Below are 13,635 nucleotides of genomic sequence, written 5' to 3'. Positions count from 1 at the left end.
CATTTATTTTAATTGTTTTGTTCTGTAGTTCACCGACAAGCAGGATAGTCTTCCTACGCTGACAAACTGTACGCCTTCGCCGCGATTTTTGGTACAGTGGTTTTGTTAATAAATGTGTTAGGAAGAAACATGGAATGTCGCACATGCTGGCTTGTTGCGGTGCTGTTTGTTCTCACAGCCTGCAGTAATACAACGGTTCATGTAAATACCCGCTACCTGGATGAACAGCAGATAGCCGATGTCACGCAGGCGCTTCGCCGGGCTGAATTTAAGGTAAAAACCAACGCCCACCCGTATCCGGCCGGTGTGTACAGTACTACCGTATTGTATTCCCCCCTGTTACGCGATCGGGACGCGGTATTCCGGCTGGAGTCGGCAGTGAGTGAGAACTGGCCCGTCAGTCATATCCGCGTATTGCAAATGAGCAATCACTGGTATTCCCGACGGTCCATCGGGTTGTACATTGTTCCTGATAATATTAATCCACAATCAGGGCTGAGTGCCGCGGATTTATCACAGGCCTACCGGACGTTAGGTTGCAATGCCAGCGGCCAGTTAACGCTTCACGATAACGGTGAATTTACCCTGAATCTGGCGCAACAAGAAATCTCTGGCAACTGGCACATCACCAGCTTCCCGTACATCGAGCTTAATGCTGATGCTCCCTATCTACATACTTATCTGGAAGTATCGCAACATACGGAAGTGGACAAGGTCAGCCCGGTGAAGGTCACCACGCTTACGCCAATGGAAGACAAGCTGCTGCCTGATGGCTGTGCACTGCAATACGGTATCCGCGAAACTTAAGTCCGCAGCCGGCCAGCCATAAAAAAAGCCTGTACTGTGTACAGGCTTAGTATAGTTTACGCAGAACGAATGTCGCTTATGCCAGCGGCGCGTCCGTATCGCCTTTCTCAGCTGCGGCAGCTTCCGCTTCGGCAAGATCCGCTTTTTCCTTTTTGCTCAGCAGTAACTCGCTGCGGATCAGCTGCTCAATTTCATTGGCAATTTCAGGGTTTTCTTTGAGGAACTTCATAACATTCGCTTTACCCTGACCAATACGGTCGCCTTTATAGCTGTACCAGGCACCGGCTTTGTCCACCAGCTTCTGTTTCACGCCCAGGTCGATAAGCTCGGCTTCTTTGCTTATGCCTTCGCCGTAACGGATCATAAACTCGGCTTGTTTGAACGGCGGCGCCACTTTGTTTTTCACCACCTTCACCCGGGTCTCGTTACCGACTACTTCGTCGCCTTCTTTCACTGCGCCGATACGACGAATGTCCAGACGTACTGACGAATAGAATTTCAGGGCGTTACCACCGGTAGTCGTTTCCGGGTTCCCGAACATCACACCAATCTTCATACGAATCTGGTTAATGAAAATACACAGCGTATTTGAACGCTTGATGTTTGCCGTAAGTTTACGCAGCGCCTGAGACATCAGTCGTGCCTGCAAACCAACGTGGGAGTCACCCATATCACCTTCAATTTCCGCTTTCGGTGTCAGGGCTGCTACGGAGTCGACGATAACCACATCAACCGCACCTGAGCGCACCAGCATGTCGCAGATCTCCAGCGCCTGCTCGCCCGTGTCGGGCTGAGATACCAGCAGGTCGTCGATATTCACACCCAGCTTACCTGCGTAGATAGGATCCAGCGCGTGCTCTGCATCGACGAACGCACAGGTTTTCCCTTTTTTCTGGGCTTCGGCGATCACCTGTAATGTCAGCGTGGTTTTACCGGAAGACTCCGGGCCGTAAATTTCAACAACACGTCCACAGGGAAGACCACCTATGCCTAACGCGATATCGATACTCAGGGAGCCGGTTGAGATAGCTTCGATGTCCATGGCCTGGTTGTCACCAAGACGCATGATGGCACCTTTACCGAACTGCTTTTCAATTTGTCCGACGGCTGCAGTGAGCGCTTTTGATCTGTTATCGTCCACGTTAATATCCTCTGGGATGTGCGGTTAATTTTGACGTTGCGAAGTTTACCAACGAATGACTGCATTCTATACTGTACACTTATACAGTTTCAAGTGTATTGTCGCGGTTTTCTTAATCCTGTTGATTTCCGGGCGCGTTAACAACCAGCCACTGGTCCAGAAACTGAATGGCAAACTCAACAGCCTGTTCCCGCACCGCGCTCCGGTCGCCGGCAAACACTTTTGCCGTGCACAGCACGTCACCCCGGCAATAGAACCCAAACCAGACCGTACCCACTGGCTTTTCTGGTGAACCGCCGCCCGGCCCGGCTATACCGCTTACCGCGACAGCCAAATCTGCTCCGCTGTGGTGATGTACGCCGGTAACCATTTCTCTGACTACCGCTTCGGAAACCGCGCCGTGTTCAGCGAGGGTAGCAGCCTGTACCCCCAAAGCCTGTTGTTTGGCGGCGTTTGAGTAAGTCACCCAGGACACATTGAACCAGTCAGAGCTGCCTGCCACGGACGTAAACGCATGGGCAATGCCGCCGCCGGTACAGGACTCGGCGCAGGATACCGACCAACCACGCTCCCGCAGCCGCTCTCCAAATGCCAACACGGCTGATTCAGTAATCATAGGTTGCTCTCCTTTTCGCCAAACGGGGTCATTAGGACAATTCCTACCTGACAGAAACACCAAAAAAAGTGTACCATTTTTGCCGCTGAGTTTGGCTAAACAAAAATTCAGGTCGGTGGCGTTATCGCGACCCGCCTCTGCAACATTCGCTGACACCACATCGAGGTACTTTTTGGAATCACATACCCCCATGATGCGCCAGTATCTGGCAATCAAGGCACAACACCCCAACATCCTGCTATTTTACCGGATGGGCGATTTCTATGAGTTGTTTTACGATGATGCCAAACGTGCAGCAGAGCTGCTGGACATATCCCTGACGGCCCGTGGTAAATCCGGCGGCGACCCCATTCCTATGGCCGGGGTTCCATACCATGCGGTAGAGAGTTATCTGGCCCGGCTGGTAAAAATGGGCGAGTCGGTCGCCATTTGTGAACAGGTGGGCGACCCTGCCACCAGCAAGGGGCCGGTAGAACGCCGGGTACAGCGCATTGTCACCCCTGGCACGGTAACCGATGAAGCGCTGCTGGAAGAGCGGCGGGATAATATTCTGGCCGCCGTGTGCGGGCACAGCATGCAGTATGGCCTGGCCACGCTGGATATCACCAGCGGACGTTTTTTAGTTTCCGAATGTGACTCAGACGAACAGTTACTGGCCGAGCTACAACGCCTGAACCCGGCGGAATTACTCTATCCGGAAGGCTTTGAGAGTTTGCCGTTAATTGATCAGCGTAAAGGGCTTCGCCGGCGTCCCGAATGGGAATTCGATCCCGATTCGGCCACCGAGCAGCTCAACGCCCAGTTTAATACCGCGACACTGGACGGTTTTGGGGTAAGCGACCTAAGTAAAGGGCTGGGTGCAGCGGGTTGCGTATTGCAGTATGTCAAAGATACACAACGAACCGCCCTGCCCCACATCAGACAGATCCAAAAAGAGCAGCAGAACACCCGCATCCAGCTGGATGCCGCTACCCGCCGCAACCTGGAGCTTACCCATAATTTATCCGGTGGTCAGGAAAATACCTTATTCAGCGTACTCGACGCCACGTCCACCGCCATGGGCAGCCGATTGTTACAACGGTACCTGCACGCACCGATTACTGATCATCACGAGCTGGTGCAGCGCCAGGATGCCATTGAAGCGCTAACCCAGGGCGATGCCGACGCGGTGCGCGACACGCTGAAAGCCATTGGTGACATTGAACGCATCATGGCCAGGCTCGCCCTGCGCTCTGCCCGGCCCCGGGACTTTTCCCGGCTGCGTCAGGCACTAAACCTGCTGCCGGAATTGCAACAAACGCTTGCCCGGTTCGAAACACCGCTGTTACAGCAACTGGCCGACCGCATTGACGAATACCCGGAACTACAAGCCCTGTTAAACCGGGCGATTGTGGACAATCCCCCCGTGGTCATCCGCGACGGCGGCGTGATCGCTCCGGGGTATAACGCCGAACTTGATGAGTTGCGGGAGTTGTCTCAGGGCGCCACTGACTACCTTGATGCCATGGAGCAACGCGAGCGTGAACGCACCGGCATCGCCACCCTGAAGGTGGGCTATAACCGTGTGCATGGCTTCTTTATCGAAATCAGCCGGGCTGCCAGCGGTAATGCCCCTGCCGAGTATATTCGCCGCCAGACCCTGAAAAACACCGAACGCTTTATTACCCCGGAGCTTAAAGAGCACGAGGATAAGGTACTCACAAGTCAGAGCCGGGCGCTGGCGCTGGAAAAACAATTATATGACGCCCTGTTCGACGATATCGCGCCCCACCTGAATAGCCTGATCGACAGTGCCGCCAGTCTGGCCAAGCTTGACGTGATCTGCGGTTTTGCCGAGCGCGCCGTGAGTCTTGATTTATACCGGCCCACGCTGACCCAGAACCGGGAAATTCGTTATCAGGCTGGGCGCCACCCGGTGGTGGAGCAGGTAATGAAAGACCCGTTTATTGCCAACCCGCTTACCCTGAATGAAAGTCAGTCCATGCTGGTGATCACCGGTCCCAACATGGGCGGTAAGTCAACCTATATGCGTCAGACTGCCCTGATTGTACTAATGGCTTATCTCGGCTGCTTTGTGCCTGCCGAACAGGCCGTGATAGGCAAAGTAGACCGCATCTTTACCCGCATAGGCGCGTCGGATGATCTGGCTTCGGGCCGCTCTACCTTTATGGTGGAAATGACCGAAACAGCCAATATTCTGCATAACGCCACCGAACATTCACTGGTTCTGATGGATGAAATAGGCCGCGGCACCAGCACCTACGACGGGCTGTCACTGGCGTGGGCCTGTGCCAGTTATCTGGCCCGCGAGCTACAGGCCTATGCATTATTCGCCACCCATTATTTCGAGCTCACGCAACTGGCCGACTCAGTAGATACCGTGGTAAACGTGCACCTGGACGCGGTGGAGCACGACGAAACCATTCGCTTCATGCACACGGTAGAACAAGGCGCTGCCAGTAAAAGTTATGGCTTGCAGGTAGCGCAGCTGGCCGGCGTGCCAAAAACGGTGATCCAGGCAGCGCGTCAGAAACTGCATTTACTGGAAAACAGCAAAGCCATGGAGAACAATCCTATCGGCGATGCCAATACGCAGCCGCAAGCTGACAGTCAGACACCGGCGCAAGCCAGTCTTACTTTCGAGGATAAACCCCACCCGGTACTGGACGCCCTGGATAACCTGGTACCGGACGAGTTGTCACCCCGGCAGGCACTGGACCTGTTATATACCCTCAAACGGCTGCGTCAGTCCTGACACCTCCCCTGCCTGCCGGCAACCTAATTCAACGGCGGGCAGGCAAACTGATTGTTTGCATACTACTCTTTCGGTATACTATTACGCCGTCCAAGTGTGGCTGGCCGCTCTGGTCCGTAAACACACATTATCCTTACAACCCAACGCCTTAGGTTTCGCATGACAAATTATATTTTCGTCACCGGTGGTGTCGTATCATCGCTTGGTAAGGGTATTGCTGCTGCATCGCTGGCGGCAATCCTTGAAGCGCGTGGTCTCACCGTAACCATGTTAAAACTCGACCCGTACATCAATGTCGACCCGGGCACAATGAGCCCAATCCAGCATGGTGAAGTTTTTGTGACCGATGACGGCGCCGAAACCGACCTCGATTTAGGCCATTACGAGCGCTTTATCCGTACCCGCATGACCAAGCGGAATAACTTCACCACCGGACGGGTGTATGAGGAAGTGCTGAAACGCGAAAGACGCGGCGATTATCTGGGTGCGACCATTCAGGTTATTCCCCATATCACCAACGAAATTAAACGCCGGGTTGTCGAGGGTGCGCAGGGACACGATGTGGCCATTGTTGAAATTGGTGGAACGGTTGGTGATATTGAATCACAGCCCTTCCTGGAAGCCATCCGTCAGCTGGGCACTGAAGTGGGACGTGAACGCGCCATGTATATGCACCTGACGTTGGTGCCCTACATGCCGGCCTCGGGCGAAGTTAAAACCAAGCCAACCCAGCACTCAGTAAAAGAATTACGTTCTATTGGTATTCAGCCTGACATTCTGGTGTGCCGCTCCGTGAGCGCGTTGCCCGCCACCGAGCGTTCTAAAATCGCACTGTTTACCAACGTAGCCGAAAAAGCGGTCATATCGTTAAAAGACGTCGATAGCATTTACCGGATCCCTGCGGCACTGAAAGCGCAGGGTATGGATCAGCTGGTGGTTGACCGTTTTGGTCTGGACTGCAAAGAAGCTGACCTGACCGAGTGGGAACAGGTGTTGTACGCCGAGTCTAACCCCACCGCCGAAGTAAACATTGGCATGGTAGGTAAATATGTGGAGCTGCCGGATGCGTATAAATCTGTCAACGAGGCGCTTAAACATGCCGGCCTGAAAAACCGCCTGACGGTTAATATCCATCATATCGATTCCCAGGATGTGGAAAGCAAAGGTACTCAGATTCTGGAGCACCTGGATGCGATTCTGGTGCCCGGCGGGTTTGGGGAGCGCGGTATTGAAGGTAAGATCGCGGCGGTGAACTATGCCCGTGAAAACAAGGTGCCTTACCTGGGAATTTGCCTGGGTATGCAGGTAGCGTTAATTGAGTTTGCCCGCAACGTAGCCGGTATGGAAGGCGCGAACAGCACCGAGTTTGATCAGGACACCCCGTTCCCGGTGGTTGGCCTTATTACCGAGTGGCTGGATGCGGCCGGCACCAAAGAACAACGTGACGAGTCATCAGACTTAGGTGGCACCATGCGCCTTGGTAGCCAGCTGTGTCACCTGATCCCAGGCACTAAGGTATATGATATTTACGGCAGCGATGAAATTTTCGAACGTCACCGTCACCGTTACGAGGTAAACAATAACCTGCGTGATCAAATTGAGGCCGCTGGCCTGAAGGTAAGTGGTTTGTCCACTGACAAACGGCTTGTCGAAGTTATCGAAATACCAGACCATCCGTGGTTTGTTGCCGGTCAGTTCCACCCGGAGTTCACATCAACTCCCCGTGATGGACACCCACTGTTTACCGGGTTTGTGGAAGCTGCTGGCAAATATCAGAAAGAAAATCACTGATTTTAAAAATAAGAGGCCGCTCCCTCCCGTGGTGGTCTCTCACAATTGTTGAGGAAATAACATGGCGAAAATTAGTCGCATTATCGGTAGAGAAATCTTGGACTCACGTGGTAACCCCACCGTTGAGGCGGATGTGATCCTGGAGTCAGGCATCATGGGCCGCGCCACTGCCCCTTCCGGTGCATCTACAGGCTCTCGTGAAGCGCTTGAACTGCGCGACGGCGACAAGTCACGCTATCTTGGCAAAGGTGTTTTAAAAGCAGTTGCCGCGATTAATGACGTTATTGCCCCAGCGCTGATTGGAAAAGATCCGATTGCCCAGGAAGACATCGACAACGCGATGATCAGTCTGGACGGCACTGAAAACAAAGAAAAGCTGGGCGCGAATGCAATTCTGGCCGTGTCTCTTGCTGTCGCCAAAGCGGCCGCCGCAGAAAAAGGTGTGGCGCTGTACGAACACATCGCAGACCTGAACGGTACTTCCGGCAAGTACTCTATGCCTGTACCGATGATGAATATCATCAATGGTGGCGAGCACGCCGACAACAACGTAGATATTCAGGAATTCATGGTACAGCCGGTTGGCGCGGCCAGCTTCAAAGAAGCCCTGCGTATGGGTGCTGAAATCTTCCATAGCCTGAAAAAAGTACTGTCGGCCAAAGGCCTGAACACCGCAGTTGGCGACGAAGGTGGTTTTGCCCCTAACCTGAGCTCTAACGCAGAAGCGTTAGCCGTGATTGTTGAAGCCGTCGAAGCTGCCGGTTACAAAATGAATGAAGATGTAACTCTGGCACTGGATTGCGCCGCATCAGAATTCTACAAAGACGGCCAGTATGTGCTGTCGGGCGAGAACAAGAGCTTTGACTCAGAAGCTTTTGGTGACTACCTGGCGGACCTGGCTAACCAGTACCCCATCGTGTCTATCGAAGACGGTCTGGACGAAAGCGACTGGGACGGCTGGGCCAGCCTGACCAAGAAAATTGGCGACAAAGTACAACTGGTCGGCGACGATTTGTTCGTAACTAACACCAAAATTCTGACCCGCGGTATCGAGAACGGCATTGGTAACTCAATTCTTATCAAGTTCAACCAAATCGGTTCATTAACCGAGACACTGAACGCCATTAAGATGGCAAAAGATGCCGGCTTTACAGCAGTTATCTCACACCGCTCTGGTGAAACCGAAGATGCCACTATTGCCGACCTGGCAGTAGGTACGGCAGCGGGCCAAATCAAAACCGGCTCACTGTGTCGTTCTGATCGGGTAGCCAAGTACAACCAGCTGCTACGTATTGAAGAAGCCCTGGGCAGCCAGGCGGCTTACCGTGGTCGCTCGGAAATCAAAGGTCAGTAATCATCGCTGACGTGTCGCCCGGCAGGCAATAGCACAACCGGGCCGACCAACATCTACAGGAAAGGGGCGATAGGCTTGGCTATCGCCCCTTTTTATTGGTACCTTAAGCTGAACTAACAGAAACCGCGCGTACGCCATGGCCTCAGGCACTGACAATTGGTCCAGTCAGACTGACATTTTCGAAATCAGCAGCAGTACTGCAGCCACCTACCCCGAGTTTGCTGAACTGTGTAATGCGCTGTATGAACGCGAACTACACGTGCTGGCCACGCAGGGCCCCACGCAGCTTCCGCTATTACGGCGACGCCTGCAGGGTTTACCCCACCATATTCGTCGGGCGGCATACTTTCTTGCCCGCAACAACGCGCCTATCGATGTAGACAGCCACAACGCCAGCTGGCAGGCAAAGCCGGCCGCAAAATGCCCGGCACATCGCTCCGAACCGGACAAAACCGCCCAATGGTACAGCCGTTACAGTGAGTACGGTCTCGTTGTGCCGGTACATGTTCAGAGTATTGAAGGCGATCACATTGAGCTCGACTCTGTCGATATGCTGCAAGCGGCTGAACATAAACTACACGCGAATAAGCATGGCTGGTTCCACATGGACGGTGAGCCAGTTGACCCGCCCGCGCCAAATACAGTCCGTTGCCGGTTGCTACGCCCGTCAAAACCCATCATGACCGCAGCGTGCTGTGGGCACACCTGGAACCATAAAGGCCGCAGTTCACCGCGAGCGTTGTCGCTACGGGAAATGTTGTTATCCGGCAATATCAACTGGAAAACATTCCGGTTAACGCCCACCCGCTAACCTCCCCTTTACGTTCGCGCAAACACAATACAGAGCCAACTTCAAGCACCCAGCAAAACTTATAACCTTTTATTATATACAGGCTTGTAAAGAAAGGTTGACCTGACTATTCAGCGCGGTTACATTGAGTCCATCAACAGGACGCAACGTACAGGCATACTCATCATGTACCGCCATATTCTATCGCTACTACTCCTCATGGCAGCCAGACTGCACGGGTAGATTGCGTCCAGCAATAAACAGCGAAAACCCGTGCTTTGCACGGGTTTTTTTTTAACTAAGCAAAAGAGAACAGGCCATGACAGATCAGGTTAAAATCTTTGATACCACGTTACGGGACGGTGAGCAGGCGCTGCCCGCCAGTCTGAGCGCCAAAGAAAAACTCCAGATTGCGCTGGCCCTGGAACGGCTTGGCGTAGATATTATCGAGGCCGGTTTTCCGGTGTCCTCGCCGGGCGACTTTCGCTCAGTACAGATGATTGCCCGGGAAGTGAAAAATGCCACCGTATGCGGATTAGCCCGTGCCCTGCCCGCCGACATCGACGCCTGTAATGAAGCCCTGAAAGTGGCGGAGAACTTTCGTATTCATACCTTTATCGCCACGTCCGAAATTCATGTGGGTGCCAAACTTAAAAAGTCACAGGATGAAGTGGTAGACATGGCCGTAGCGGCTGTAAAACGTGCCCGGGGTTACACCAACGACGTCGAGTTCTCCTGTGAAGATGCCGGACGCACCCATATCGATTACCTGTGCCGCATGGTGGAAGCGGCCATTAGTGCCGGGGCGACGACGGTAAATATTCCAGACACCGTAGGCTATACCACCCCCACTGAATTCGGACGTATCATCGCGCAGCTGTTTAACCGGGTACCGAATATCGACAAGGCCACTATTTCGGTGCATTGTCATAACGATCTTGGTCTCGCGGTCGCCAATTCGCTAGCGGCAGTGGAACAGGGTGCCCGGCAGGTAGAATGCACCATTAATGGTATTGGCGAGCGCGCGGGTAATGCCGCACTGGAAGAAATTGCCATGATCCTGAAAACCCGTAGCACCATGCTGGGTCTGGATACCCGGATTAACTCCAGCGAAATATCCCGAACCTCCAGGCTGGTCAGCCAGCTGTGCAACATGCCGGTACAGTCAAACAAGGCCATTGTCGGCGCGAACGCCTTCAGTCATTCCTCTGGCATTCACCAGGATGGCGTACTTAAAGCGCAGAATACCTATGAAATCATGACGCCGGAAAGCGTCGGCATCAATAAGAACAACCTCAATTTAACTTCCCGCTCAGGCCGTCATGTCATTAAGCACCGCCTGAAAGAGCTGGGCTATCAGCCGGAAGAATACGATTTGGAAGCGGTTTATCAGGCGTTCCTGACACTGGCAGATAAAAAGGGCCAGGTATACGACTACGATCTGGAAGCGTTGCTGTTCTTCGACAAGCAAAAGCACGAGCAGGCGTATTATGAACTGGAATACCTGCAGGCTAACTCTGGCCGGGAAATAGTGCCCAGTGCCACCGTGCGGTTGCGGGTAGGCGATGCCTCTGTCACTGCCTCCGCAATAGGTAACGGCCCGGTAGACGCTGCCTATAACGCCATTATCGATATGATCCAGCTGGACGGCGTAGAACTTGTGGACTTCGCACTGGACTCGAAAGGTGAAGGCGCAGATGCGCTGGCCCAGGTCAGTGTAATCGCCGAATACAAAGATCGCCGCTTCCACGGTATCGGGCTGGCCACTGACATTGTGGAGGCAGGTGTGAAAGCGCTGATCTTCGTATTAAATAATACCCACCTGGCCGATCAAATCGACCAGCAGAAAAACCAACAAGAACGCATAGCAGGAGTGTAAATGAGCCAGTTTTCCATTGCAGTTTTGGCCGGGGATGGCATTGGGCCAGAAGTGATGCAGGAAGCCGACAAGGTGCTGAGTGCGGTCGAACAAAAATTTGCTATTACCTTAGAGCGCACGTCATATCCGGTGGGTGGCTTCGCTATCGACACCGAGGGCGAGGCATTACCGGCAGCCACGCTGGCCGGTTGCGAGCACGCGGATGCAATACTGTTTGGCTCTATCGGCGGCCCAAAATGGGACACCCTGCCCCTTGAGCAACGCCCTGAGCGCGCCGCCCTGCTGACCCTTCGCAGCCATTTTGACTTATTCAGTAATCTGCGCCCGGCGCGGATTTATCCCGGCCTGGAAGCGTTATCACCCTTACGGGCTGACATTGCCGCCAGTGGTGTGGACGTGCTGGTCGTGCGGGAACTGACCGGTGGCATTTACTTCGGGCAACCGAAAGGGCGTGAAGGTCAGGGCGAAGAGGAATTCGCTTACGACACCATGCGCTATTCCAGACGGGAGATTCGCCGTATCGCCGTCTCCGCGTTTGACGCTGCCCGCAAACGCCGGGGCAAAGTGACCTCGGTAGACAAAGCCAATGTACTGGTCACCAGCCGCTTGTGGCGGGAGGTGACCGAGGAAGTGGCCGCCGACTACCCGGATGTTACGCTGGAACACATCTACATCGACAATGCGACCATGCAAATAATGAAGAACCCGGCCCAGTTTGATGTGCTGCTGTGCTCGAATCTCTTTGGCGACATAGTGTCTGATGAGTGCGCCATGATGACCGGGTCGATGGGCTTGTTACCGTCGGCCAGCCTGAACGGCAATGGCTTCGGCCTGTACGAGCCAGCCGGCGGCTCCGCCCCCGATATTGCCGGACAGGGCATTGCCAATCCCATTGCCCAGATTCTGTCAGCGGCCATGATGCTGCGCTTCAGCCTGAACCTCCCCGCAGCCGCTGATGTGATTGAACAGGCCGTAGTCGCCACCCTGGAAAAAGGCGTGGTCACCGGCGAGTTACTGCCCGCCAGCGAAAGACACCGTGCCGCCACGACCGCCCAGGTGGGCGATGAAATTGTTCGCCAGATCCACGCGCAGGAGTAAATCATGGCTCAGACCTTATATGACAAAGTGTGGCAGGCCCATGTTGTCGATCAAATCGGCGACGACAACCTGATCTACATCGACCGCCACCTTATTCACGAAGTCACCTCACCGCAGGCCTTTGCCGGCCTGAACGAAAAAAACCGTAAAGTGCGCCGTCCGGATCGGACCTTTGCCACCATGGATCACAGCATTTCTACCCGCTCACTGGCACTGGATGCGTGTGGGCCACAGAATGCGCTGCAGTTACAAACGCTGGCGCAGAACTGCGAAGAGCACGGCATTAAACTGTATCCGGTAGGCCACCGGAAACAGGGCATAGTGCATGTTATGGGGCCAGAACTGGGACTTATTCAGCCCGGTATGACCGTAGTGTGTGGTGACTCCCATACCGCCACCCACGGCGCTTTTGGCGCACTGGCTTTCGGCATCGGCACGTCGCAGGTAGAGCATGTACTGGCCACCCAGACACTGAAGCAGAGTAAAGCGAAAAGCATGCTGGTGCAGGTAAATGGCACCCTTCCCACCGGGATTACAGCCAAAGACATTATTCTGGCGATTATCGGTGAAATTGGTCATGGCGGGGCCACCGGCCATGTTATCGAATACGCCGGCGAGGCCATTCGTGCGCTGTCGATGGAAGAGCGCATGACCATATGTAATATGAGTATTGAGGCCGGCGCCAAAGCCGGCTTGATTGCGCCCGACGAAACCACCTTTGCGTATTTGCAGGGGCGCGAGTTTGCCCCTTCAGAAGCGCACTGGGACGCAGCTGTCGCGTCATGGAAAGCGCTGCACAGCGATGCGGGCGCGCAGTTCGATACCATCGTCACGTTGCAAGCAGAAGATATTGCTCCTCAGGTCACCTGGGGCACCAACCCCGGTCAGGTCATTGGGGTGAATGCGCCGGTGCCCTCCCCTGACGACTTCCAGGATCCTATTGAGCAGGAAAGCGCCCGTAAAGCCCTTGCCTATATGGGGTTGAGCGCCGGACAGAAGCTGGCAGATGTTGCCGTGAGCCATGTATTTATTGGTTCCTGCACCAACAGCCGAATCGAAGACTTACGCGCCGCTGCCAGCATTGCCCGGCAGGGTAAAGTTAGCAAGTCGGTGACTGCCATGGTGGTGCCCGGGTCTGCCGCGGTAAAACGCCAGGCCGAGGCCGAAGGACTGGATACCATATTTACCGAAGCCGGTTTTGAGTGGCGGTTACCGGGCTGTTCCATGTGCCTGGGGATGAACGACGATATCCTCACGGCGGGCGATCGCTGCGCCTCTACCAGCAACCGTAATTTTGAAGGCCGTCAGGGCCGGGGCGCGCGCACGCATCTGGTGAGCCCGGCTATGGCAGTGGCCGCCGCACTGCGTGGTCACTTTGCCGATGTCAGAGAATTTCAGGAGTAA

10 protein-coding genes are annotated in these 13,635 nt (G+C 54.3%); 8 read left to right on the top strand and 2 right to left on the bottom strand.

The features are described from left to right. Positions 1-129 precede the first annotated feature (129 nt). On the top strand, positions 130-807 hold the full coding sequence (locus OCL06_RS09655; protein ID WP_262993950.1) for a hypothetical protein: 678 nt from the start codon (positions 130-132) through the stop codon (positions 805-807). A gap of 76 nt (positions 808-883) precedes the next feature. On the opposite strand, the gene recA is transcribed toward OCL06_RS09655, so the two are convergent. Next, on the bottom strand, positions 884-1,948 hold the full coding sequence (gene recA, locus OCL06_RS09650; protein ID WP_262993948.1) for a recombinase RecA: 1,065 nt from the start codon (positions 1,946-1,948) through the stop codon (positions 884-886). A gap of 112 nt (positions 1,949-2,060) precedes the next feature. After that, positions 2,061-2,564 carry a CinA family protein gene (locus tag OCL06_RS09645; protein ID WP_262993946.1) on the bottom strand — a complete coding sequence of 168 codons (504 nt, stop codon included), beginning with the start codon at positions 2,562-2,564 and terminating at the stop codon, positions 2,061-2,063. 190 nt (positions 2,565-2,754) lie between these two features. Here OCL06_RS09645 and mutS point away from each other — a divergent pair, with 190 nt between their 5' ends. The 7 genes from mutS (at position 2,755) to leuC (ending at position 13,635) form a co-directional block, all read left to right on the top strand. Further along, positions 2,755-5,319, top strand: coding sequence for a DNA mismatch repair protein MutS (gene mutS, locus OCL06_RS09640; protein ID WP_262994850.1), 2,565 nt, complete (start codon positions 2,755-2,757; stop codon positions 5,317-5,319). 159 nt (positions 5,320-5,478) lie between these two features. Next, on the top strand, positions 5,479-7,110 hold the full coding sequence (gene pyrG, locus OCL06_RS09635; protein WP_262993944.1) for a CTP synthase: 1,632 nt from the start codon (positions 5,479-5,481) through the stop codon (positions 7,108-7,110). 61 nt (positions 7,111-7,171) lie between these two features. Beyond that, positions 7,172-8,464, top strand: coding sequence for a phosphopyruvate hydratase (eno, locus tag OCL06_RS09630; protein WP_262993942.1), 1,293 nt, complete (start codon positions 7,172-7,174; stop codon positions 8,462-8,464). Between the two features lie 136 nt (positions 8,465-8,600). Next, positions 8,601-9,275 carry a hypothetical protein gene (locus OCL06_RS09625; protein WP_262993940.1) on the top strand — a complete coding sequence of 225 codons (675 nt, stop codon included), beginning with the start codon at positions 8,601-8,603 and terminating at the stop codon, positions 9,273-9,275. A 298-nt stretch (positions 9,276-9,573) separates the two neighbouring features. Next, positions 9,574-11,133, top strand: a complete 1,560-nt coding sequence (leuA, locus tag OCL06_RS09620; protein WP_262993938.1) for a 2-isopropylmalate synthase — start codon at positions 9,574-9,576, stop codon at positions 11,131-11,133. Beyond that, on the top strand, positions 11,134-12,231 hold the full coding sequence (gene leuB, locus OCL06_RS09615; protein WP_262993936.1) for a 3-isopropylmalate dehydrogenase: 1,098 nt from the start codon (positions 11,134-11,136) through the stop codon (positions 12,229-12,231). It abuts the gene before it with no gap. Between the two features lie 3 nt (positions 12,232-12,234). Continuing rightward, positions 12,235-13,635, top strand: a complete 1,401-nt coding sequence (leuC, locus tag OCL06_RS09610; RefSeq protein ID WP_262993934.1) for a 3-isopropylmalate dehydratase large subunit — start codon at positions 12,235-12,237, stop codon at positions 13,633-13,635.

It is taken from the genome of Alteromonas salexigens, from assembly GCF_025628895.1.
GTDB classification, from domain to species: Bacteria; Pseudomonadota; Gammaproteobacteria; order Enterobacterales; family Alteromonadaceae; genus Alteromonas; species Alteromonas salexigens.
Note: the sequence above shows the minus strand (reverse complement) of the source record. Positions and strands in the feature narration are given on the sequence as shown.